At 72.7% G+C, this 21,731-nt stretch carries 24 protein-coding genes; 7 read left to right on the top strand and 17 right to left on the bottom strand.

Annotated features, from left to right (window positions below):
• Positions 1 to 10: 10 nt before the first annotated feature.
• From AC1DUE_RS10300 to AC1DUE_RS10335, 8 genes are read right to left on the bottom strand one after another with little or no spacing between them, the layout of a single operon-like run.
• The gene (locus tag AC1DUE_RS10300) at positions 11 to 1,060 is read right to left on the bottom strand and encodes a protein phosphatase 2C domain-containing protein (RefSeq protein ID WP_477039323.1); all 1,050 of its coding nucleotides are present in this window, start codon (positions 1,058 to 1,060) and stop codon (positions 11 to 13) included.
• A complete protein-coding gene (locus AC1DUE_RS10305; RefSeq protein WP_477039324.1) occupies positions 1,045 to 3,324 on the bottom strand; it encodes a serine/threonine-protein kinase in 2,280 nt (759 codons plus the stop codon). Before AC1DUE_RS10305 ends, AC1DUE_RS10300 begins: the two co-directional genes overlap by 16 nt.
• A 2-nt stretch (positions 3,325 to 3,326) precedes the next feature.
• Positions 3,327 to 4,430: a hypothetical protein gene (locus AC1DUE_RS10310; protein ID WP_477039325.1), complete on the bottom strand. Its 1,104-nt coding sequence runs from the start codon at positions 4,428 to 4,430 to the stop codon at positions 3,327 to 3,329.
• Positions 4,427 to 5,359 carry a glutamate ABC transporter substrate-binding protein gene (locus AC1DUE_RS10315; RefSeq protein ID WP_477039456.1) on the bottom strand — a complete coding sequence of 311 codons (933 nt, stop codon included), beginning with the start codon at positions 5,357 to 5,359 and terminating at the stop codon, positions 4,427 to 4,429. Before AC1DUE_RS10315 ends, AC1DUE_RS10310 begins: the two co-directional genes overlap by 4 nt.
• Positions 5,360 to 5,364: 5 nt before the next feature.
• Positions 5,365 to 6,546, bottom strand: coding sequence for a hypothetical protein (locus tag AC1DUE_RS10320; RefSeq protein WP_477039326.1), 1,182 nt, complete (start codon positions 6,544 to 6,546; stop codon positions 5,365 to 5,367).
• Positions 6,458 to 7,783, bottom strand: a complete 1,326-nt coding sequence (locus AC1DUE_RS10325) for an AAA family ATPase (RefSeq protein ID WP_477039327.1) — start codon at positions 7,781 to 7,783, stop codon at positions 6,458 to 6,460. Before AC1DUE_RS10325 ends, AC1DUE_RS10320 begins: the two co-directional genes overlap by 89 nt.
• Positions 7,780 to 8,307 carry a hypothetical protein gene (locus AC1DUE_RS10330; protein WP_477039328.1) on the bottom strand — a complete coding sequence of 176 codons (528 nt, stop codon included), beginning with the start codon at positions 8,305 to 8,307 and terminating at the stop codon, positions 7,780 to 7,782. Before AC1DUE_RS10330 ends, AC1DUE_RS10325 begins: the two co-directional genes overlap by 4 nt.
• Positions 8,308 to 8,339: 32 nt before the next feature.
• On the bottom strand, positions 8,340 to 9,557 hold the full coding sequence (locus AC1DUE_RS10335) for a toxic anion resistance protein (RefSeq protein ID WP_477039329.1): 1,218 nt from the start codon (positions 9,555 to 9,557) through the stop codon (positions 8,340 to 8,342).
• 258 nt (positions 9,558 to 9,815) lie between these two features.
• On the opposite strand from AC1DUE_RS10335, the gene AC1DUE_RS10340 reads away from it, so the two are divergent.
• Complete coding sequence (locus AC1DUE_RS10340) at positions 9,816 to 10,076, top strand: PspC domain-containing protein (RefSeq protein WP_477039330.1); 261 nt, start codon at positions 9,816 to 9,818, stop codon at positions 10,074 to 10,076.
• A gap of 19 nt (positions 10,077 to 10,095) precedes the next feature.
• On the opposite strand, the gene AC1DUE_RS10345 is transcribed toward AC1DUE_RS10340, so the two are convergent.
• Positions 10,096 to 10,962 (bottom strand): sigma-70 family RNA polymerase sigma factor, encoded by an 867-nt coding sequence (locus tag AC1DUE_RS10345; protein ID WP_477039331.1) that lies wholly within the window; start codon positions 10,960 to 10,962, stop codon positions 10,096 to 10,098.
• A gap of 62 nt (positions 10,963 to 11,024) precedes the next feature.
• Here AC1DUE_RS10345 and AC1DUE_RS10350 point away from each other — a divergent pair, with 62 nt between their 5' ends.
• Positions 11,025 to 11,486 carry a VOC family protein gene (locus AC1DUE_RS10350; protein ID WP_477039332.1) on the top strand — a complete coding sequence of 154 codons (462 nt, stop codon included), beginning with the start codon at positions 11,025 to 11,027 and terminating at the stop codon, positions 11,484 to 11,486.
• 4 nt (positions 11,487 to 11,490) lie between these two features.
• On the opposite strand, the gene AC1DUE_RS10355 is transcribed toward AC1DUE_RS10350, so the two are convergent.
• On the bottom strand, positions 11,491 to 11,982 hold the full coding sequence (locus AC1DUE_RS10355) for a COG4315 family predicted lipoprotein (protein ID WP_477039457.1): 492 nt from the start codon (positions 11,980 to 11,982) through the stop codon (positions 11,491 to 11,493).
• Between the two features lie 180 nt (positions 11,983 to 12,162).
• On the opposite strand from AC1DUE_RS10355, the gene AC1DUE_RS10360 reads away from it, so the two are divergent.
• A complete protein-coding gene (locus AC1DUE_RS10360; RefSeq protein WP_477039333.1) occupies positions 12,163 to 12,669 on the top strand; it encodes a sigma-70 family RNA polymerase sigma factor in 507 nt (168 codons plus the stop codon).
• On the top strand, positions 12,666 to 13,361 hold the full coding sequence (locus tag AC1DUE_RS10365; protein WP_477039334.1) for an anti-sigma factor family protein: 696 nt from the start codon (positions 12,666 to 12,668) through the stop codon (positions 13,359 to 13,361). Before AC1DUE_RS10360 ends, AC1DUE_RS10365 begins: the two co-directional genes overlap by 4 nt.
• Here AC1DUE_RS10365 and AC1DUE_RS10370 read toward each other — a convergent pair.
• From AC1DUE_RS10370 to AC1DUE_RS10395, 6 genes are read right to left on the bottom strand one after another with little or no spacing between them, the layout of a single operon-like run.
• Positions 13,358 to 14,929 (bottom strand): esterase/lipase family protein, encoded by a 1,572-nt coding sequence (locus tag AC1DUE_RS10370; protein WP_477039335.1) that lies wholly within the window; start codon positions 14,927 to 14,929, stop codon positions 13,358 to 13,360. The two genes, AC1DUE_RS10365 and AC1DUE_RS10370, sit on opposite strands and share 4 nt — an antisense overlap.
• Positions 14,930 to 14,967: 38 nt before the next feature.
• Positions 14,968 to 15,306, bottom strand: a complete 339-nt coding sequence (locus tag AC1DUE_RS10375) for a UBP-type zinc finger domain-containing protein (protein WP_477039336.1) — start codon at positions 15,304 to 15,306, stop codon at positions 14,968 to 14,970.
• A complete protein-coding gene (locus tag AC1DUE_RS10380) occupies positions 15,303 to 16,775 on the bottom strand; it encodes an ATP-binding protein (protein WP_477039337.1) in 1,473 nt (490 codons plus the stop codon). Before AC1DUE_RS10380 ends, AC1DUE_RS10375 begins: the two co-directional genes overlap by 4 nt.
• Before the next feature lie 31 nt (positions 16,776 to 16,806).
• Positions 16,807 to 18,477: an NAD(P)/FAD-dependent oxidoreductase gene (locus AC1DUE_RS10385; protein ID WP_477039338.1), complete on the bottom strand. Its 1,671-nt coding sequence runs from the start codon at positions 18,475 to 18,477 to the stop codon at positions 16,807 to 16,809.
• 55 nt (positions 18,478 to 18,532) lie between these two features.
• Entirely contained in the window at positions 18,533 to 19,009 is a 477-nt protein-coding gene (locus AC1DUE_RS10390) for a YbaK/EbsC family protein (protein WP_477039339.1), read from the bottom strand.
• Positions 19,006 to 19,980, bottom strand: coding sequence for a pirin family protein (locus tag AC1DUE_RS10395; RefSeq protein ID WP_477039340.1), 975 nt, complete (start codon positions 19,978 to 19,980; stop codon positions 19,006 to 19,008). Before AC1DUE_RS10395 ends, AC1DUE_RS10390 begins: the two co-directional genes overlap by 4 nt.
• A 63-nt stretch (positions 19,981 to 20,043) precedes the next feature.
• Here AC1DUE_RS10395 and AC1DUE_RS10400 point away from each other — a divergent pair, with 63 nt between their 5' ends.
• Genes AC1DUE_RS10400 through AC1DUE_RS10410 form a run of 3 tightly spaced genes read left to right on the top strand, consistent with a single transcriptional unit; the run spans position 20,044 to position 21,465 of the window.
• Positions 20,044 to 20,520: an RNA polymerase sigma factor gene (locus AC1DUE_RS10400; protein WP_477039341.1), complete on the top strand. Its 477-nt coding sequence runs from the start codon at positions 20,044 to 20,046 to the stop codon at positions 20,518 to 20,520.
• A complete protein-coding gene (locus AC1DUE_RS10405) occupies positions 20,517 to 21,116 on the top strand; it encodes a methylated-DNA--[protein]-cysteine S-methyltransferase (RefSeq protein ID WP_477039342.1) in 600 nt (199 codons plus the stop codon). The genes AC1DUE_RS10400 and AC1DUE_RS10405 overlap by 4 nt, the downstream gene beginning before the upstream one ends.
• A 10-nt stretch (positions 21,117 to 21,126) precedes the next feature.
• Complete coding sequence (locus tag AC1DUE_RS10410) at positions 21,127 to 21,465, top strand: DUF2277 domain-containing protein (RefSeq protein ID WP_477039343.1); 339 nt, start codon at positions 21,127 to 21,129, stop codon at positions 21,463 to 21,465.
• Here AC1DUE_RS10410 and AC1DUE_RS10415 read toward each other — a convergent pair.
• Positions 21,462 to 21,731 (bottom strand): hypothetical protein, encoded by a 270-nt coding sequence (locus AC1DUE_RS10415; RefSeq protein ID WP_477039344.1) that lies wholly within the window; start codon positions 21,729 to 21,731, stop codon positions 21,462 to 21,464. The genes AC1DUE_RS10410 and AC1DUE_RS10415 overlap by 4 nt on opposite strands.

Raw genomic sequence — 21,731 nt, forward strand, 5'->3', positions numbered from 1 at the left:
GGTGAGCGGGTCAGCTGTGGACAGTATCGACCGTGACCGTGGCGTGCACGACCTCGATCCGGTGAAGCGCGGCGGTGATGTTGTCGGCACCGCCCTGCTCGTTCGCCCAGCGCACGAGCTCGGAGCAGATCGCCTCGGGTGCGTCCCCCGAGACCTTCTGCGAGCTGCGCACCAGGTCGGCCATCGCGACCGCCTCGGAGCAGTAGTTCCAGAGCCCGTCCGAGCACACCAGCACCCAGCCCGGTCCCTGGGCCCGGGTCGGGGCCGTGCGGGGGACGACGTCCTGGGCGTCCGCGCCGAGCCAGCGGGTGATCGCGTGCGCCTGGGGCGACGACTCCGCCTTGGCCCGCGGCATGCCGAGGGCCATGAGCTCGTTGGCGCCCGAGTCGTCGCTGCTCACCTGGATCGGGTCGCCCTCGTCAGGGAGCCAGTAGACGCGCGAGTCGCCCAGCCACCCCGCGACGACGTGGGGTCCGTCGACGACGGCCGCGACGAATGTGCACGACGGCGGGTCGTGCCGGCCGGCCATGTCTCCGACCGCCGTGGCGATCGCCTCGTTGGCCGCCTCGGCGGCGCGCACCAGGGACGCCGACCAGGCGGCGACGCGCGCCGTGTCGCTTCCGCTCTGTGCGATGCCCGCCACCAGGACGTCACGCGCGGCGCGGGCGGCGGCGAGGCTCGCGATGTCGGAGTCCGGGACGCTCGAGACGCCGTCGCAGACGACGAGGACCGCGGCGTCCGCCGCGAGGCCGAGCGCCATCGCGTCCTCGTTCTTGTCGTGCCGGATGCCGCGGTCGCAGACGCCGCCGAGGGTGGGCCTCGGGGCCTCGGTCCAGTGGTCGCGCTCGGACGCCGCGGGCGTGCCGCAGTCCTGGCAGTACCCGTCGTCGGCGATGGTGCCGCCGCACGCGCGGCACGCCCGGAGGGCGGCCGTCTCGACGGGGGGCGCCGTGACGGCCACCGGTGCCGTGAGCGGTGCGCCGCACTGCTCGCAGAACTTGGACCCCTCCTGCGCGACGGTGCCGCACGAGGCGCAGACGAGGCTCACCACGTGGTCCACCGGCGGACCTCGTGCGCCCGGTCCACCAGCGCGATGCGGTAGTCGTGGTCGTCGGTCAGCGACGCGAGCTGCTTCAGCGCCCCTTCGAGCGCGTCGCGCAGCTCGGGCTCGTGCGCCGGTACCCCGCCGAGGTCGACGTTGCGGACCGGGCCGTGCGCGACGACCGCGTCGAGCGCCGACCCGAGCACGACGACCTTGAGCTCGGCGTGCTGGAGCGGCGGCAGCACGACCGTCTGGACGCTCACCAGGGCCTGCGACAGCGCCTTGACGTCACCGGTCGACTGCGCCAGGAGCCGCGCACGCATCATGCGGGCGTCGACGTAGGAGCTTCGCGTGGACGCGACGAGGTCGAGCGCGTGCAGGGCGCCCTCGAGGTCGCCGCGCGCACTGCGGATCCGTGCGAGCCCGAACGCGGCAGGTGCCGTGTAGTTGGCGTCGGCGCGGGCGCAGATGACGTACAGGGACTCGGCGATGTCGGGCTCGTCGCTGCGTTCGCAGGCCGTGGCGAGGGCGAGCTTCGGGGCGAGCTCACCGGGCACCTGGCCGTACACGGCGTTGAACGACGCGCGCGCCGCCACCGGGTCGCCGTTCGCGAGCTGCGACAGTCCGCCGAGCCAGGCCGCGCGCCACTCCCACGGGTCGTGGGCGAGCATCAGGGCGAGCGTCTCCGACAGGACGTCCTGGCGTCCCGCCTCGATCGCGGTGCTCGCCCGGCGCAGGCGCACCTCGACCGAGTCCTCGGGGGCGTTCTCCAGCGCCGTGAGCCGCAGGTCGGGGTCGCTGACGTTGACGCCGGACAGCCAGCTCGCCGCCGGGTCGCCCGCGTCGACCTTGAGCGCCGGCAGCTGGTCCCAGGCGAGCGGGTGGCCGGCCTCGTCCGACGCGGGCGCGTCGAACAGGACGGAGGCCGCCGAGTACAGGGCCGGGCTGCCCGGACCTCGGTCGGTCGCGACGACCTCGCGCAGGACACCCAGCACCTGCGCGCGCAGCTCGTCGACCGTCGCAAACCGGTCGGACGGGTCGAACGCGCAGGCCTTGGCCAGGAGGCGGTAGAACGAGTCGTACTTCTGGAACAGCGGGGTGTCGGCCACCGACGGCAGCGACGCGACGAACGTCGAGGTGTTCCCGCGGAAGTCGAGGACGAGCGTCGCGAGGGTGCGACCGATCGTGTAGATGTCCGACGCCACCGACGGACCCACCTCGGGCACCTCAGGCGCCTGGTACCCGACGGTCCCGAAGATCGCCGAGCTCAGGTCGTCCAGCCGTCGCACGCCGCCGAGGTCGATGAGCTTGACGGCGTCCCCCTGCTGGATGACGTTGTCGGGCTTGAAGTCGCAGAACAGCAGGCCGACGTCGTGCAGGTAGGCGAACGCGGGCAGGATCTCCAGGACGAACGCGAGCGCCTGGTCGACGGGCAGGGGGCTGTTCACGCCCGAGTTCGCGTCCCGGCGGTCCTGCAGGATCTGCTTGAGCGACCGGCCGCCGACGAACTCCATCACCGTGTAGCCGGCGCCCTCGTGCATGGCGAAGTTGTAGATCTCGACGATCAGCGGGTGCTCGACCTCGGCGAGGAACTGCCGCTCGGAGATCGCGGCCGCGTACGCGTCGGGGTCGCCGGAGTTCAGCAGGCCCTTGAGCACGACCCACCTGCCGGAGACGTTGCGGTCCCGCGCGAGGTAGATCCAGCCGAGCCCACCGTGCGCGAGGCAGCCGACCACCTCGTACTGCCCGCCGACGACGTCGCCCGGGTTCAGCGCGGGCGCGAAGTCGAAGTGGTTGCCGCACTGCGGGCAGAACCCGGAGGTCCGGCCCGGCACGCCGTCGCGGGTGCGGCCCACCTCGTGCTGGCACGACGGGCAGAACCGCTTGCGCTCGGGCACCTCGGGGACGGCCATGACCGCCTGCAGGGGGTCCTGCACCGGGGAGGCGGGGACGGTCGTGAGCCCGGCGCCGAGGCGGGCACCGCGCAGACGCGTCGAGGACGTGCCGACGCGACGGGTCGGCCGGCTGCCGGTGGCCGCCGTCCGGGCCGAGCCGAGCGCGGCGGTCGCGAGCTGGGTGGAGCTGGTGCGCCCGGTGCGCGTGGACCGTTCCGCCTGCTCGTCCCCGGTCGCGGTGGTCGTGGCCTGCGCGACGCCCGTGCCGAGCAGCGTGGTGGCGGAGGCCGGCGAGGCGCCGGCGGGCTGCGGCGAGCCGCAGACGTTGCACCACCCGTCCTCGTAGTAGCCGTCGCAGCCGAGCTCGGTGCAGTGGATGGCGGTCATCGCTATCCTTCCTGAGCTGCCGTGGGCAGGTCGCGGGTCAGGTACAGGTACTGCTCGACGAGGAAGCGGGCCATGGTGACGTCGCAGGGTGACGCGGTCACGGCCGCGTGCGCCTCCTCGTAGCCCGAGCGGACGGTCGGCGAGGCGCTGCGGCCGTTCGCGTCGGCGGCGGAGTGCGCGCCGGTCAGCTTGTAGCGGAGCTCGGCGCGCTCGCGCAGCGGCGCGCTGTACGCGTCGGCGACCGCCTCGAACGCCCGACCGACGGCCGCGAGCCGGTCGATGTACGCGTCCAGCTCCTGCCGGGTGTCGGGCACCGCCCCGAGCCGGGACACGTCGGGGACGGCCTGCTTGGGCGGGCGCGCGATCTCTCGACGGCACCGGTCGGCCAGCTCGTGCAGCGTGGGCTCGCGCCGTTCGAGGGCGGCGAGCGTCGCCTGCGCGTCCGCCCGCCCCTTCTCGAGGGTCCGACGCTGGGACACCTGGACGATCAGGTCGCGCTCGGTCCGCGCCGCGTCGACCTCGAGCTCGCCGAGCGGCCCGGTCACGTCGGCGCCGCGGGCGGCCTGCGTGACCAGCTTCTGCTCGCGCTGCCGCAGGGCCGCCACCCGCTCCGCCGACGCGGTGTCGGTCCCCGCAAGGTCCTCGCAGCGCACCAGACCGGCGCGCAGTCCGCGGAACCGCTCGGCCTGGTCCGCGCTGTCCGGGTCGAACGAGAGCCGGGCGCGGACCTTGGTGATCATCGCGTCGCAGAGAGTCACGGCCTCGACCAGTGAGACGAGCGCGGAGCCCAGCCCCGAGTCGAGGCGTCCCCAGATGAGGCGAGACATCTTCTCGCGGTCGACGACGTCGGCCCGGCCCGAGTCCCACACGACCACGAGCTCGTCGGCGCGCGTCCGGATGGCCTGCCACATCGTCATCGCGAGCAGCACGTCGGCCGTGTAGGTGTCGACCGTGGGGGAGGCCTGCGCTGCCGCGTCCAGGCGGTCCAGCTCGGTGCGCCGGTGGGTCAGCCAGGCGTCGAGCGCGCCGAGGTAGGTGAGCAGCTCCGGCGCGGGTATCGGCTCGCCGAGCCGCCCGGGGGCCTCCGGTGCGTCGGGCGCGATCACGAGGCCCGGCCGTACACCGACGGCGGCGGCACGGGCGCCGGCCCGAGCGCGTGCAGCCAGCGGTCGTACATCGCGGCCCAGGTGCCGTCCGCCTTGGCCCGGTCCAGCACCGCGTTGACGAAGCGGACCAGGTCGACCTGGTCCGCGGGCACCCCGACGCCGTACGGCTCGGAGCTGAACGCGTCGCCGACGACCTTGGCGTAGGGATCCTGCGCCGCGAACCCGGCGAGGATCGTGTCGTCGCCGGTGATCCCGTCGACGTCGCCCTCCTGGAACAGGACCAGGCAGCCGGTGTGCGTCGGGGCGCTCACGGCGGTGATGTCCGGGTAGTCGTCCTGGAGCCGCGTCAGGGTCGTCGTGCCCTCGGGTGCGCAGACGCGCTGGCCGCCGAGGTCGTCGATGCTCGTGGCGGTCGAGTCGCGCGTGACCAGCACCTTCTGGCCCGCGTCGAGGTACTCCGCGGAGAACGCGATCTCCTGCCACCGGGCGCAGTTCATGGTGAACGTGCGCGCGACCAGGTCGACCTCGTGGTTCTTGAGCACGTCGAGCCGCTGACCGGAGGTGATGACCCGGAACTGGAGGCGGTTCGGGTCCCCGTCGAAGATCGCCGCGGAGACGAGGTGCAGGACGTCGATGTCGAAGCCCTCGATCTGGCCCGACAGCGGGTTGCGCGAGCCCATGAGCAGGGTGTCCGCCGAGACGCCGACGATGAGCGACCCGCGGTCCTTGATCGCCTGCACGGTCGGCCCGAAGGTCGCGTCGGGGGCGTACGACGTGGTCGCGTCGTCGCAGACGACGGCCGGTGCGGCGGGTGCCGCGGTCGGCTCCGGCGTCGCGGTGACTTGGGGCTCGGGCGTCGTCGAGGGGTCGCACGCGGACAGGACGACGACCGCGACGACGGCCAGCGCGCCGGTCAGGCCTCGCAGCATGCGGCTCACCGGTACTCCTCCACTCGCCTCGAGATGCCGCGCCAGCTCAGCACGGCCGCGATCAACCCGGCGACGAGGATCAGCCAGCCGACGAGGACCGCCGAGGTGCCGGCTCCGGCCAGCGCGTCGTGCGTCGCGGCCGCGGTGGCCTCGACGCTCGTGGACGCGGCGGTCGAGAAGTCGTCGAACGCCGCGTTCGGCGAGCCGGGGCCGTCGCTGATCGCCAGGGCGACCGCGTCGTCCCACTGACCGGCGTTGTCGAGATCGCGGATCTTCTGGTGCTCGGCGGTCCACGCGTCGAGCGACTGCACGAGCGCGTCGTCGACGCCCGAGAGCAGGTCGCGGGCCTGCGCGGTCTCCTGCTGGAACGTCTCCTCGTACGCCTGGCCGGAGCCTCGCTTGATGAGCGTGAACGACTCCATCGACTTCGCGTCGTTCGCCAGCGAGTAGGCCTGCGAGACGGCAACGGTGTCCGCGTACGACCCGGTCTGCACCTGCGCGGCGTTCTTCGCGGTCGTGCCCAGGACGAACGCGCCGGCGATGCTCGCGGCGAGCGCCAGGATCGTGGCCCAGAACAGCCCGGAGTTGAGGCGGCGGTGCGTGCGGCGGGCGAGCCAGGTCTGCACGATGACGAAGGCGACCAGGGCGATCAGCCCGAACGCGAGCAGCCAGGGCGTGGCGGTCACCGCGGAGAACGACGAGTCGACGCGGTCGGAGTTGGTCTGGACCAGGTCGTCGAGCACCGGAAGCACGTCGGAGCGCAGCACCGCGGACGCCTGGTCGAGGTAGGCCGCGCCCACCGGGAACCCCTGCCGGTTGTTGGCCCGGGCCTGCTCGACGAGCCCCGTGTACCGGGTCAGGCCCGCGGTCGCCTGGCCCAGCTGGTCGGCGTCGGCGTCGTTCGAGCCGGACAGCTGCGCCAGGCCGTTGGCGGCCGAGTCGATCGCGGCGTCGTACTTCGCCCGCTGCGCGGGAGGTTCGAGGCCGCCGACGAGGAACGCGTTGGTGGCCGTCGCGTCCGCGCCCGGTGCGGGGTGGTCACGGGCGGCGCGGGGTCCGCCGGTGGAGGGGCCGGCTGCGGCGCTGCGATCGTCTGGGTCACGCGGGCTCCTCGATGTGTGTCGGCTCGTCGGCGGGTGGTGCGACCGTGTCGTCGGTGGGGGTCTCGTCGTCCGGTGCCGCCACAAGGTCCTCCGGGAGCAGCAGCCGCAGCTGCTCCACCGTCGGTTGCTCAACGTCCCGCAGGCGCCAGGCGTGCCTGGTGATCGCCTGGTCGAGCACGTTGCGTGCGTAGCGGCCGTTGCCGAAGCCCTCGTCGCGGATCTGCAGGGACGCGATCTCCTCGAACCGTTCGAGCGTCTCGGGTGCCGGCTCGAAGTCGGCCTTGCGGGCGGACCGCTCGAAGATCTCGCGCAGCTCCGTGTCGGTGTAGTCGGCGAACTCGACCGTGGTGGAGAAGCGGCTCTCGAGCCCGGGGTTCGTGGCGAGGAACGTGGCCATCGGCCGGGGGTAGCCGGCGACGATCACGACGAGGTTGTCGCGGTGGTCCTCCATGTCCTTGACCAGCGTGTTCACCGCCTCGGCGCCGTACTGGTCCTCGGCCAGCCCGTACGCCTCGTCGATGAAGAGCACGCCGCCGATCGCGGTGGCCACCACCTCGGACGTCTTCACCGCGGTCTGCCCGAGGTAGCCGGCGACGAGCTCGGAGCGGTCCACCTCGACCAGGTGCCCGGTCGAGAGCAGCCCGAGCGCGCGGTAGATGCCGGAGACCAGTCGCGCGACCGTCGTCTTGCCCGTCCCGGGGTTGCCCAGGAACACCAGGTGGCGCGTGATCGTCGGCGCGGTCAGCCCCGCCTCGGTGCGCAGGCGCTCCACCCGCAGCAGCTGGGTCTGCTGCCGGATCTGCGCCTTCACGGCGGCCAGCCCCACGAGCGCGTCCAGCTCGGCGAGCAGCTCCTCGAGCGTGTGCTCGGGCGCGGCCGCGGGCGCCGGCTTGGGGGCGGGCGCCTGCGGACCGGGGACCGCGAGCGCCGGCGGAGCGCCCGGCGCGGCCGACCGCTGGACGGCGGCGGTCGCCGACGCGCGCGCGATGACGCCGATGTCCGCCGTGCCGAGCTCGCAGGCGGCCGAGATGACGTCGGCGAGGGCGGCGGAGTACGTCGTCGCGGCGGGCGTGCCGGCGATCCCGGCCAGGAGGTCGGTCGGCGAGGTGCGCCACCGGCGCGCGCTGGCCGCCGCCTCGAAGAAGGCGCCGAACGACGCGTCGGGGGAGCCGACCGCGGCGAGCCACGCGCTCGGGGCGCCGGTGATCGACTCGGCCACCGCGGCGGACAGCCGGGCGCCCTCGTCGCGAGCGGCGGCGCCGTCCAGACCGGCGGCGGCGCCGGCGCGCTCGAGCGCGTCGAGGGCCTCGGTGAGGTTCATGGGTGCTCCGTCTGTGGGGTGTCGCGGCCGGCGTCGGGCGAGAGCTCGAGCGACGAGCCGCCGCCGAACTTCTCCGCGAGGAACAGGCCGTGCGCGACCAGCGCGTCGGCGTCCTGCCGGGAGATGGCGTCGGAGATCTTGTCGAGCGTGAGGTCGAGCAGGTCGAGCTGGTCGCACAGCAGCATGAGCGAGGTCTTGCCCCGGGACACCACGCGGCGGTCGGCGAAGTCGCGGGGGAGCCGCAGGTAGCCGCCCACCGCCTCCGGCAGGTAGCTCGTGGCCGTCGCGACGACGGTGAACGCCTGGTGGCTGCCCGCGCCGAGCCGGTCGAGCCGCGGCGCCATGTCCTCGACGGTCCGCGCGATGCTGTGCACGCGCGCGGTCACGGCTGCGGGCACGCGACCGACGATCTGCTGCTCGACCGCGTGCGCCGACGCGACGATCTCCGCCGACGTCGGTGCGGGTGGCTCGGCGGGCAGCTCGGGCTCACGACGCCGCCCCCTCAGGCGTCCGAACCAGCTCATGCAGCGCTCGCTCCCCGAAGGTCCGGTGCCACTCAGCTCAGGCCGAGGTCGAGCGAGCCGCCGGCCACCTCGGTGGTGTCGGCCTTGCGGACGCGGTCGAGGTACGACTGCGCCTTGGTGGTCTCGGTCTGGAGCACGCCGACGGTCTGCGCCATCGAGTCGAGCGCCTTGACCTTGAAGTCGTCGATCGAGTCCATCGTCGCGTAGATGTCGCTGAACGCCTGCTGGAGCTGCGCCAGCCCGACCGTCGCGCTGGCGGCCTGCTGCTGGATGTCCGCGGACTGCTCCTTGAGCATCTTGGCCGTCGACGCGATCAGGCCCGAGGTCGTGGTGTTCAGCGCAGTGATCTGGTCGAGGACCAGCTTCTGGTTGTTCAGCGCCTGCGCCACGATCACGGCGGTGCGCAGGGCCGAGACGGTCGTCGTCGTGGCGCGGTCGACGCCCTTGGTGAGCTCGAGGTTGTTCTTGATGATGATGTCGATCGCCAGGTAGCCCTGGATGCTCACGGCGAGCTGCGTGAGCAGGTCCTGGTGCTTCTGCCGGACGTAGAAGAGCACGTCCTGGCGCAGCACCTTGGCCCGCTCGGGGTCCGTCGTGTCGAGCTGCGCGATCGTCGCCGACAGCCGGGTGTCCAGCGACTCGGCCACGTAGATGTACTGGTGCAGGCGGGCCATCGTGTCCCAGAGGTGCTGCTTCTCCAGGTTGAGCGCCGCGTTGTCCTTGAGCAGCTCGTCCTTGCCGTTGTAGAGCGCGCGCACGATGGCGTCGATCTGCTTCTGCGAGCTCTCGTACCGGCGGAAGTAGTCGGTGAGCGAGTCGCCGAACGGGATGAGGCCGAGAAGCTTCTTGCCGATCGTCGCCTCGCTGGGGTCGAGGTCCTCGACGGTCTTGCGCAGGTCGAGCAGCGACTTGCTGATCTGGGACGTGCTGGACACCCCGCCGTCGCGCATGGCCTTGACGGGCATCTGCAGCAGCCGGTTCGAGCTGTCCGCCGCGGCGCGGATGTCGGTGTCGCCCATGAGGCGGATGTCGTCGGCCTTCGCCGAGAGCTCGGGCGACCCTGCCTGCGCCGCCATGAGGCTGGTGACGTATGCGTCGACCTTGGCGTCGAGGCCCGGCAGCGCGGCCGCGTCGATCTTGGGGGCCATCGCGGGCGCCTGCGTGGTGGACACCGGTGCGGGCGGAGCGGGCGCCTCGAGCGCGAACACCGACTGCGGTGCCGGGGGCTGGAGGGGAGCTGCGTCGGTCATCGTCGTCCTTCACGTCCAGCACGGAACGAGCGATGCGCACCAGCGTCATCGCCATACCGCTCAATGGTCACGGGATGGTCAAGCAGGTCTCGCGCCGAACCTAGCACGGCCACCCCGAGAGCCTAGGCGTCCGGAGCCAGGGGGACGAGGGAGTCCGCTCAGGGTGGAAACCGGGGGGTACCCCGATGTTCTTGCGCACGACGACGAGACAGGCTGGAGGAACGCAGTCACCACCGACGAACAGGGCAGGGAACCACGATGGGAACGATCCACGACAGCATGACCGAACAGGGGCTGGTCCGTCCGATCCAGGGCAGGGTGATCGGGGGCGTGTGCGCCGGCCTCGGGCGGCGGTTCGGCCTCGACCCGTGGCTGGCGCGGCTGCTCTTCGTCCTGATCCTGTTCGTGCTCCCGGGCAGCCAGCTCCTGGTCTACCCGATCCTCTGGATCCTCATGCCCTCGGAGCGCGTCGCGTACGTCCCGGTCACCCCGGCGGGTCCCACGCAGGCCGCCGCCTGAGCGACCGGGACAGCACGCGCTAGAAGTTGAGCGCGACCGGGTCGAGGAGCCTGAGCGCGTCGGGGTCCATCGTCAGGTCGATGGCCACGATCACGCCGTCCTCGATGGTGACCACGAACGCGGTGCGCGGGACGCCGCCGGGTGCCCACATGGCGCCGACGGCCCCGCCCAGCAGCGCGAGCTCCGCGGTCTGCGCCGCACCGTTGAACGCGACGGCGACCTCCCGGGCCCCGACGGTGTCCCTGAGGAAGCCGAACGAGGCGACCTTCGCGTCGACCCGCAGGACGACGTCGGGGTCGAGCGTCGCCAGCAGCGCCTCGAAGTCGCCGCCGCGGGCAGCGGTCAGGAAGGCGTCGACCACCTCGCGCTGACGGACCAGGTCGGTCTCCGCGCGGGCGGGTGCGCCCTGGACCCGGCGCCGGGCGCGGCTGGCGAGCTGCCGGGTCGCCTCGGGCGTCCGGCCGACGATCGGCGCGATCTCGTCGAAGGGCACGGCGAACATGTCGTGCAGCACGAACGCGAGCCGCTCCGCGGGCGCCAGGTGCTCCAGCACGACGAGCATCGCGAGCCCGACCGAGTCGGCGAGGACGGCCTCCTGCGCGGGATCGACGGCGTGGTCGTCGACCCGTGCGAGGGCGACGTCGAGCGGGTCCTCCCGCCGCGACGTCCGGGTGCGCAGGCGGTCCAGGCAGATCCGTGCCACGACGGTCGTGAGCCAGCCGGGCAGGTTGTCGACGCCGTCGGCGTCGGCGCGGTCGAGCCGCAGCCACGCATCCTGGACGGCGTCGTCCGCCTCGGCGTTGGAGCCGAGCATGCGGTACGCCACGGCGGTCAGTCGGGTGCGGTTCTCCTCGAACCGGCGGGCGAGGTACTCGTCGTCGCTCATGGGGCCTCATCCTCTCGCGTCTTTTCACCCTGCTGACGGATCCCGGACGCATGGTGTGACCGTTGACCGCCGATGGGCGCGGTCCTACCGTCGAGAGAGCCGGCCAGCCGATGGTCGTCTGGCCCGCGCTGGAGGCCGTCATGCTCTCCGCCCACCCCGCGATCCCCGTCCTTGCCGTGACGGACGTCGAGCGGGCACGCGCGTTCTACGAGGGAACGCTCGGCTTCACCCCCGGGGACGACGAGGTCCCCGAGGGCGTCCTGTACACCACCGCCAACGGCGGGTTCCTCGTCTACCCGTCCAGCTACGCCGGCACCAACAAGGCCACCGGGATCTCGTTCCAGCTCCCCGGCGACGCGTTCGACTCCGAGGTCTCGGCCCTGCGCTCGGCGGGGGTCGAGCTGCAGACGTTCGACGTGCCCGACGGCGAGTGGGTCGACGGCGTCCTGGTGTCCGGGGGGATGAAGGCCGCATGGTTCGCCGACCCGGACGGGAACGTCCTCAACGTGGAGACGAGCGCCTGAACGGTCAGCCGTCGATCATCGTGCCGTCGGGCGCGATCACGTACCAGACACCGTTGGCGTCCTGGCCGTTCACGTCACCCGGGGCCATGTCCTTGGCGAACGTGTAGATCGGCATGCCGTCGATGGTGATCTGCTTGCCGCCGTCCGCCGCCGGGATGGTTCCGACCGTCCCGGTGACGCCGTCGACGGTCGGGGTGTCGGAGGTCGTCTCGATCGCGGGCCACGCCGTCGCGCAGTCGCCGGAGCACGCGCTCACGCCCGAGTCCTTCGTGTCCTTCGTGAAGTAGTACGCCGTCATGCCCTTCCCGTCGACGACGATGGTGCCGAGCGAGCTGTCGGCGGTGGACAGGTCGGCGCCCGTCGAGGCCCCGGCCGCGGTCGACTTCTCGGGGGTCGACTTCGCGCTGCTGGAGGAGTCCCCGCCTCCGTAGGCGCCCCCGCCGCCGGAGCCGCCGTTCGAGTCGCCGCACGCGGCGAGGGTTCCGGCGAGGATCATGGCGATCGGGACAAGGGTCAAGATCCGCTGGGTCGTACGCACGATGCATCTCCTCGGTTCGGGCCACCGGTGCGACGACCGGCTACCTGGACCACGAGGCCGGGGCGGGTGAGGTTCACCGTTCGTTGAACCTCGTGCGTGCCGGTCCCGTTGACCGGGTAGGAGAACGGAGGGAGGGCCGTGGGCGACGAACCGGACGCGCTGATGCGCGCGCTGCACCAGGCGTACGCGCGTCCCCTGCAGTCGTACGTCGTCCGGCTGACCGGCGACCACGCGCTCGCCCAGGACGTGGTCCAGGAGGCCATGGTGCGGGCGTGGAAGCACCCCGAGGTGCTGGCCCGCGAGCAGGACGCGACCCGCGCGTGGCTGTACACGGTGGTGCGCAACCTGGTCATCGACGACCGGCGCAGCGCCCGGCACGTGCGCGAGCGGACCGTCGACCAGGCGCCCGAGCGCGAGCAGCCCGACGAGTCGCAGGCCGTCCTGGACGCCTGGCTGGTCTCGGACGCCCTCGCGCAGCTGTCCGCCGAGCACCGCGCGGTCGTCGTCGGCGCCTACTACGGCGGACGCTCGGTGGCCGAGCTCGCCGCCGAGCACCAGATCCCCGAGGGCACCGTGAAGTCGCGCCTGCACTACGGACTGCGCGCGCTGCGGCTCGCCCTGCAGGAGAGAGGAGTGTCGTCATGACCGGCCGCGACGCGGAGGACCACCGGTACCGCGACTGGGACGCTGCCTACGTCCTCGGTGCGCTCAGCCCGCAGGACCGGCGCGCCTACGAGGAGCACCTGCGCACGTGCGACGAGTGCGCCGCGGCCGTGGCCGAGCTGGCCGGGATGCCCGGGCTGCTGCGGATGGTGCCGGCGCAGGAGGCCATGGACGGCGCCGACGACGCCGCCGCGGGCGACGTCGTGCAGCTGGCCGCGCTCGCGCACGCCGTCCGGCGCGTGCGTAGGCGTCGCATCGTCGCTCTCGTCGGCGCCGCCGCGGTCCTGCTCGTGGTCGGTGGCCTGGCCGGCACGTTCCTGGCGCGACCCGCGGCTCCGCCGCCGACCGCGAACCAGACGACCACCCTGCTCCTCGAACCGGTCGGCGACGTGGACGTCACGGCGGACCTCACGCTGGAGAAGAAGGGCTGGGGCACGCGGATCGACTGGCAGTGCACCTACCCGGCGGACGCGTGGCCGGACGGCGACGGGCCCACCTACGAGCTGGTCCTCGTCGACGACACGGGGGAGCGGACCGTCGTCGCGACGTGGCTGGCCCGCAACGCCGGCGCGCGGGGGCTCGGGGCGTCGTCGAGCATCGTCACGGAGGACATCCGCAGCGTCGAGATCCGGGTTGCGGGGTCGGACGCCCCGCTGGCGGAGGCGACGACCTAGGTCCGGTCGACCGTCGCCCGCCCCGACACCTGGATCGTGATCGCCGCGCGGTCTCCCAGCAACGCGCGCGCCGCGGGCGGAACCGGGACCCGGACCAGCCAGTGCCCCGGCGCGGTGTCCTCGTCCTTCAACGGCGGGGTGACCGCGGGGTCGGGCACCCAGTCACGGATCGCCCCGGCGATGGCCGAGCTCCAGACCGCCCACGACTGCGGCGGCGCCCCCTCCTCGAACGCGATGTCGACGACGAGGACGTCGGCCCAGTCGGCGGTCGACTCGAGGTGGTCGAGGAAGGAGAGGATGCCGCCCCTCTTGCGCAGCGAGACCAGCCTGAGCTGGAGCACGTGCCGCATGGTCGCGGACCGCTTCCCGGACGGATCGGTCGGTCGCGACGACGCCGTCGAGAGGTAGGTACGCACCAGGGGCAAGGGGGTGCTCGCCTCGTCCGTCCGGGACGGGCGCTCGATCTGGATCGGGCACAGGTGGGCCGCGCTCTGCTCGTGCAGCACCACCGGGAGCCCTCGGATCGACAGCGACGCCTCGAGCTGCCAGTCCGTGTCGTCGTCGGGCAGGCCGGGCAGCGTGAAGTTGACCAGGTCGGCGCGGACCTCGACATCCCCGAAGAGGAAGCGCCGAAGGTTCTGGTAACCCTCCTCGGAGTTCACGATGCCGAACCGCCCGGAGTGGCTCCGGTGCACGAGCGCCCGCGGGGTGCCCTTCACGTAGGCGTTGTCGATCTGCACGAGGCCGTCGCTCCGGGCGCCCACCGCGCGGGCGGACAGGCCGGCGGCCGTCGCGTAGTCGGCCGAGTCCGTGCCGACGAGGCAGAAGAACCTGTCCTTGGGGAAGCCGTCGTCGGGCATCTCGGTCGCGTCGAACGCGTCCTGCTCGTGCGTTCCGGACCACGACAGGAACTCCCGCATGCGGGCCGGCCCGAAGATGTCGGCGCCGGCCACCCCCGTCAGGTCGCGCAGCCTCTCCAGCGATCCGAAGCCGACCGAGAACTCGATGCCGCCGTGCGGCGTGGCGTAGGTGAACACGCGGTCGACGAACGCCGTGGCTGCGTCCGCCCGCCCGCCCACCTCGGCGTCGTCCGGGATCGTGCGCTGGATCAGGGAGCGCACGATGAGGCCGCCCATCGAGTGCGCCACGAGGAACACCCGAGGAGCACCGGTCTGCTTGCGCACGAGCTTGATCAGGGTGAACAGGCTCTCGGCGGCGCGCTCGAGGCTGAACGCGTTGGGGTCGTTGGTGAGGTTCGGCGAGAACTCGTCGTAGAACCGGTGCACCCAGATCGACGCGGCCGGGATCGTGCCGGGCTCCTGGGTGCCCAGGTAGGCGAGCTGGTCCCCTTGCACGAGCAGCTGGTAGCCCTGGTCGATCATCAGGCGCAGCAGCGGACTCTCGAACTGGTGGAACACGGGCCGGTCGCCGCCGTCCACGCGGACCTGCACCGAGCCCTCGTTGAACCCGTAGAACGGGTCGTCCGTGGCTGCACCGATACCGGACGGACCGCCCGCGAACCCGCGGACGTAGATCACCGGAAGCCGGCCGTCGTTCGCGTACGTCATCGTCGCTCCTCGTCGTGCCCCGGTCTCTGTCCGGTCCGTTACCGGTGGATGTGGGCCCGCCAGTCGTCGGGGACCCGACCCTGCGGCCCGGGCACCGTCTGCTCGCGGGGCCGGTGCTCGGGCGCCGCGAGCGGCGGGCCGTCGGTGTAGTCGTCGGCCGGGAAGTCCCAGAACCAGTCCTCGTCGGGCTCGAACGTCCGCATGACCGGATGGCCGGTCTCGCGGTAGTGCGCCGTCGCGTGCTGCGAGGGCGAGGTGTCGCAGCATCCGATGTGCCCGCACGTCGCGCAGCGGCGCAGGTGGTACCACCAGCCGTCCGTCGCGTCGCACTCGAGACAGCCGGTGCCGCTGGGCGGTGCAGTCGGGTCGATCGTCACGCGGTGGGCCCCTCGTTCGGAGTGTAGGGAAGGCGGACGCGGAACCGGGTGTCGCCCGGCTCCGAGGTGACGGACAGGTCGCCGTGGTGCTTGCCGACGACGATGCGCCAGGAGATGTCGAGGCCGAGGCCCGTACCCGAGCCCACCGGCTTCGTCGTGAAGAACGGTTCGAAGACACGGTCGATGATCTCCGGCGGGATGCCCGGTCCGGTGTCGGCGACGACGACCTCGAGCCAGTCGTCGACGCGCCGGGTGGAGATCGTCAGGGTCCCGGTGCCGTCCATCGCCTGGGCGGCGTTGTCGATGAGGTTCGTCCACACCTGGTTGAGCTCGGCACCGAACACGTGGATCGGCGGCAGGTCGCGGTCGAAGTCGCGCACGACCGTGATGCCGTCGAGCTTGCGGTCGAGCATCGTCAGCGTGCTCTCGAGCAGCTCGTGCACGTCGAGCACCTGGTCGGGTGCCCGGCCGATCTGCGAGTACTGCTTGGCGGCGCCGACGAGGGCCGAGATGCGCGTCGTGGCGTCCTCGACCTCCGACATCAGTGACTCGGTCTCGAGCGTGTAGGCGAGCCAGCGGACCGCCCCCTCGAGCACCTCGTCGCCGACGTAGGAGGCGACGTTGTCCAGCCACGCGGTGCTCAGACCGGCCGTCACGAAGCTCTCCGCGAGCTCCCAGCCGCCCTGGATGCCGTGGTCGTCCATCCAGTCGCCGACGGCGTCCTCGAGGTCCGACACCTCCATGGCGCTCGGCGTCTTGCCCGACGCGCGGGTCGCGGCGTACGCGGCGACCGCCTTCTCCTGCAGGTGGATGATCTGGGCCAGCTGCGCGCGGTCGTAGGTGCCGGACGCGATGAGCGCGAGCTTGTGGCGCATCCCGGCCACGCGTTCGCGCAGCGTGGCGGTCGCCCGCGTCGCCGCCGCGGCCGGGTTGTTGAGCTCGTGCGTGAGGCCTGCCGACAACGACCCCAGCGCCTGGAGCCGCTCGCGCTGGCCGATCACCTGCTGCGAGGTCTGCTGCCCGAAGAAGAGCCCCTCGAGCAGGTGCACCGCCATCGGGAACCAGTCGTTCATGAAGCTCGCGAAGTCGGCGGCGCCGAGGACGTAGTACCGCGACGGCTCGAGGACCCGCAGCGTCTGGGAGTAGACCTGCGGCACCCGGTCACCCAGGTAGGAGGCCCAGGCGCCGGCGTACACGCCCACCTGGCTGGTGCGCGCCACCTCGACGTCGTCGGTCCCGACCCGCCGGTACATCGCGAGCGACCCGTCGAGCATCACGTAGAAGTCCGTCGCCGGGTCGCCCTCGCGGTACAGGACGCCGGGGTCGATGTGCTCGACGTGGCCGCGAGCGCACAGCCAGAGCAGCTGCTCGGAGCTGAGCCGCTCGAACAGGAAGAGCGTCCGGAGCTCGTCGATGTCGCAGGCGAGCTGCTTGCGGGTGATCGTCGCCGGTTCGTCGATGGTGGTCACAGCTGCTCCAGGTAGCGGTGGAGGGTGATGGTCACAGCTGCTCCAGATAGCGGTGGACCAACATGACGGCCATGGCGCCCTCACCGACGGCGCTGGCCACACGCTTGGCGGACTCGGCGCGCACGTCGCCGGCCGCGAACACCCCGGGGACGCTGGTCTCCAGGTGGTATGGCGGCCGGTCGAGCGGCCACGAGTCGGGCGTCTGCCCGTCGACGAGCAGGTCGTGCCCCGCGCAGACGAAGCCGTGCGAGTCGCGGTCGACCACGCCGTCGAGCCAGGTCGTCAGCGGGGCGGCGCCGATGAACACGAACAGCCAGCCCGTGTCGACCGTGCGCTTCTCGCCCGTGCCGATGTCGCGCAGCACGAGCTGCTCGAGGTGGTCGTCCCCGACGGCCTCGACGACCTCGGTCTGCGTGACCACCCGGATCCGCGGGTTCCGCTCCACCTGCTCGATCAGGTAGTGCGACATCGACTGCGTCAGGGACGGCGCCCGGACGACGAGAGTCACCGAGCGCGCGTGGGCGGACAGGAACATCGCCGCCTGGCCGGCCGAGTTGGCGCCGCCGACGATGTAGATGTCCTTGTCGGAGCATGCGGTCGCCTCGGTGAGGGCCGACCCGTAGTACACGCCGCGACCGGTGAGGGCACCGATGCCCGGGCCGTCGAGCTCCCGGTAGGCGACGCCGCTGGCCAGGATCACCGTGTGTGCGTCGACGGAGCTGCCGTCGGCGAACAGGACCGACCGTGCGGCGCCGTTCACCTCGAGCCCGACCGCGTCCTGGGTCAGCACGATCTCGGCGCCGAACTTCAGTGCCTGCCGCCGCGCGCGGTCCGTCAGCTGCGCACCGGACACCCCGTCGGGGAAGCCGAGGTAGTTCTCGATGCGCGAGCTCTGCCCCGCCTGGCCGCCAGTCGCCGACCGCTCGACGAGCGCCGTCCGCAGACCCTCCGACGCCCCGTACAGCGCGGCGCTGAGCCCGGCCGGGCCGCCGCCGATGACGACGAGGTCGTAGAACTCCTCGGTCGGTGCGACCGAGAGCCCGACCTCGGCCGCGAGCTCGGCGTCGGTGGGGGCGACGAGGGCCTTCGCCGCCGTGGTGATCACCAGCGGGAGGTCAAGGCCGTCGGCGCCCGCGACCTCCAGGAGCCGCCGACCCTCGGGCTCGTCGGACGCGTACCAGCGGTACGCCACCTGGTTGCGGGCGAGGAACTCCCGCACCTCGGACGACCGCGCCGACCAGCGGTGCCCGACGACCTTCGTCTCGGGGACGGCCTTGCGCGAGGTCGTCTTCCACGCCTTGAGCTGCGCGTCGATGACCGGGTAGAACTTCTCCTCCGGCGGGTCCCACGGCTTGAGCAGGTAGTGGTCGAGGTCGATGACGTTGACCGCGTCGATCGCCACGTCCGTGTCGGCGTAGGCGGTGAGCAGGATGCGTCGCGCGTACGGGAAGAGGTCCATGGCCTGCTCGAGGAACTCCAGGCCGTTCATGTCCGGCATCCGGTGGTCCGCGAGCAGGATCGCGACCTGGTCGCCCCGCAGCTTCAGCTCCCGGCACGCGTCCAGCGCCGCGGCGCCCGACTCGGCGCGCACCACGCGGAAGTGCTCGCCGTAGTGGCGTCGCAGGTCACGTGCGACCGACCGGGACACGACCGGGTCGTCGTCGACCGTCAGGAGGACCGGTTGGCGTTGCACCTGCTCCACATGACTCCCTCGGCTCGTTCCTTCACCCACAGTCTGTGCTCCGCAGCCCGAATTGTCAGTCGCCGACGACGAGGGCACGACCCGCGGTGACGCGGACCAGCTCGTCGAACGACGTCGGGAAGATCGTGTGCGGCGTGCCGCCGGCCGCCCAGACCTGCGGATAGTCAGCGAGCGCGACGTCGACGACCGTCTCGACGGGCGCCGGGTGGCCCACCGGGGCGACGCCGCCGATGGCCTGCCCGGTCGCGGCGCGCACCTGGTCCGGCGTGGCGCGGGCGATGTGTCCCTTGCCCAGCGCGACCGCGAGTGCGGCCGTGTCGACCCGGTGCCGCCCGCTCGTCAGCACCAGCAGCGGTTCGTCGTCGGCCCAGAAGATGAGGCTGTTCGCGATGGCACCCACCTCGACCCCGAGCGCCGCAGCCGCCTCGGGCGCGGTCCGCGCGGAGTCGGGCAGCTCACGCACGACGCCGGTGACGCCCGCGTCGGCCAAGGCGGTCGCGACCAGTCGGGAGCGGACGGGAAGCTCGGTCACACGGACTCCTTCGGGGGCCGGCGGCGGCGGGGCTGCAGGCGGATGTTCGGCAGCTCCGGTGCGGGGATGCGCAGGTCGCCGTGACCCTGCACCACACCGAAGCGCTCCGCACGGTCGGGTGATTCCCAGTCGGCACGTGCGGCCGCGATGTCGGCGTGGTCGCGGCCGACGAAGTTCCACCACATCACGAGGTCGTGCTCGAACGGCGCCCCGCCGAGGAGCAGCACCCGCGCCCCGTCCCGGGACCGCAGGTGCACCGACGCGCGGCCGTCCCCGAGGTAGAGCAGACCGCTGGGCTCATGAGGCGTTCCCGCGACCTCGAGCGCCCCGTCGACGACGAGGACGGCGTGCTCGAACCCGGGGACGAGGGGGATCTCGGCCGAGGCCCCGGCGTCGACCGTGACCTCGGCGCCCAGGAGGGGCGTGTGCACCCGTGCCGGCGACGCGAGACCGTCGACCTGCCCGATGAAGACGGTCGCCCGGACCCCGGGCGCCTCCCAGACCGGCAGGTCGCTCACCTGCTCGAACCCGGGGCCACCCTGCGACACCGGGTCGGGCAGCGCGACCCACAGCTGTGCGGCGTGCAGCAGAGGCTCGGAGCCCAGCGAGAACTCCGAGTGCGACACCCCGTGGCCGGCGGTCATGAGGTTCAGCTGCCCTGGCCGGACGATCGCCTCGGAGCCGACGCTGTCGCGGTGCAGGATCTCGCCCGCGATCGGCCACGTGACCGTCTGCAGGCCCGTGTGCGGGTGGGGGAGCACCCGCATGTCGACGTTCTGCGGACCGAACTCGTCGAGGAAGCACCAGGCGCCGACCAGCGGGAGGCCGCGCTGCGGGAGCGTCCGGCGCACCCGCATGGCGCGCACCCCGCCCAGCGGCACGTCGCGCGACGGATGGAGCTCGACCACGGGACCGTGCGTCGGCACCAGGTCGCACAGCTCGGGGACCGGTCGCACCTCGAGGTTCGTCACGAGCACCACCCTAGAAGTCGGACCTCACACGCGGCGACCGTCGCGCGTCTGCACACTGTGAGCGTGAAACAACCCTTCGAGCGGGTGGTCGCTGCGCACGGGCCCACCGTGCTGCGCGTCTGTCGCGCGGTCGTCGGTCCCGTGGACGCCGACGACGCCTGGTCGGAGACGTTCCTTTCCGCGCTGCGCGCGTACCCGGACCTGCCCGCCGACGCGAACGTCGAGGCGTGGCTGGTGACCATCGCGCACCGCAAGGCGATCGACGTCGTCCGCCGGGCCGCCCGCCAGGCCGTCCCGGTGGCCGACGTCCCGGACCGACCGACCGCGCACGACGGCCGCGACCTGGACCTGTGGTCGGCGCTGGCCGCCCTGCCCGACAAGCAGCGGCACGTCGTCGCCTACCACCACCTCGGCGGCCTGCCCTACGACGACGTCGCCGCGCTGCTCGGCGGGACGGCCGCGGCCGCTCGGCGCGCCGGCTCGGACGGCATCGCGACCCTGCGCAGGACCTACCCCGGCATCGACGGAGGACGACGATGAGCGACGAGACACCGACCGGCCTCCTGACGGCGGTCGACCCCTCCGACCTGGCACGCCTGCACGCACGGCTCGAGGCGGATGCGCTGGTCGACGTCGCCTACCGGACGATGGACAGCCCGGTCGGCACCCTGCTGCTGGCCCGCACCGGCGAGGGCCTGGTCCGGGTCGCGTTCGCGGTGCAGGACCACGAGGCGGTCCTGCAGGCGCTCTCCGACGAGATCAGTCCGCGGGTGCTCGAAGCACCCGGACGGCTGGACGACGTCGCCCGCGAGCTCGACGAGTACTTCGCCGGCCGCCGCAGCGCGTTCGACGTGCCGCTCGACCTGCGGCTGCTGCGGGGGTTCCGCCGGGCGGTGGTCGAGCACCTGCCCGACATCGCCTACGGCCGGACCGCGAGCTACGCCGAGATGGCCACCCGGGCCGGCAGCCCGAAGGCGGTCCGCGCGGTCGGGACGGCGTGCGCGCTCAACCCGCTGCCGCTCGTCCTGCCCTGCCACCGCGTGGTCCGCTCGGACGGCTCCCCGGGGCAGTACGCCGGGGGAGCGGACGCCAAGCTGACCCTGCTCGCCCTGGAGACCCGGGGGATCGCCGCGTAGCGTCGGTGGCATGTGCCGGAACATCACCACGCTGCGCGGCCTCGAGCCGCCCGCCACGTCCGAGGAGATCACCGCCGCCGCGCGCCAGTACGTGCGCAAGGTGACGGGGGTCCAGACGCTCACCGACAAGACGCGCGACCCGTTCGAGGCTGCCGTCGCGGAGATCGCCGCGATCACCGCCCGGCTGCTCGACGAGCTGCCCGAGCGCCGTCAGCCGCCCACGACCGTGCCGCCGCTGCGTCGCGCGGACGTGCAGGCGCGCATCGCGGCCCGCGAGGCGCACGAACGCGCCCACGAGCTGGGTCTGCCGCACGAGCACGAGGACGACGACGACCTGGCCCACGTCTAGCGCAGGGGCCACTCCACGAGCCGGGGGATCCCGGTCGGCGCGACCGCGGCCAGCGCCAGGAACCGTGCCTCGGCGCGGTGCAGGCGGATGTGCTCGTCGAGCGACCAGGTCGGGCCGTTGCTCAGCACCATCCCGCACGCGCAGCCGATGGTGACGCGGCCGTCGTCTGTCTGGACGACCTGACCGACGGTGGTGTGCTCGGTCGCGGCACGCAGCTTGGCGTGCCGCATCTCGGCGCTGACGGCAGGTGGGGTCTCGTACGACAC

This window comes from Cellulomonas sp. P4_A2, from assembly GCF_056402515.1.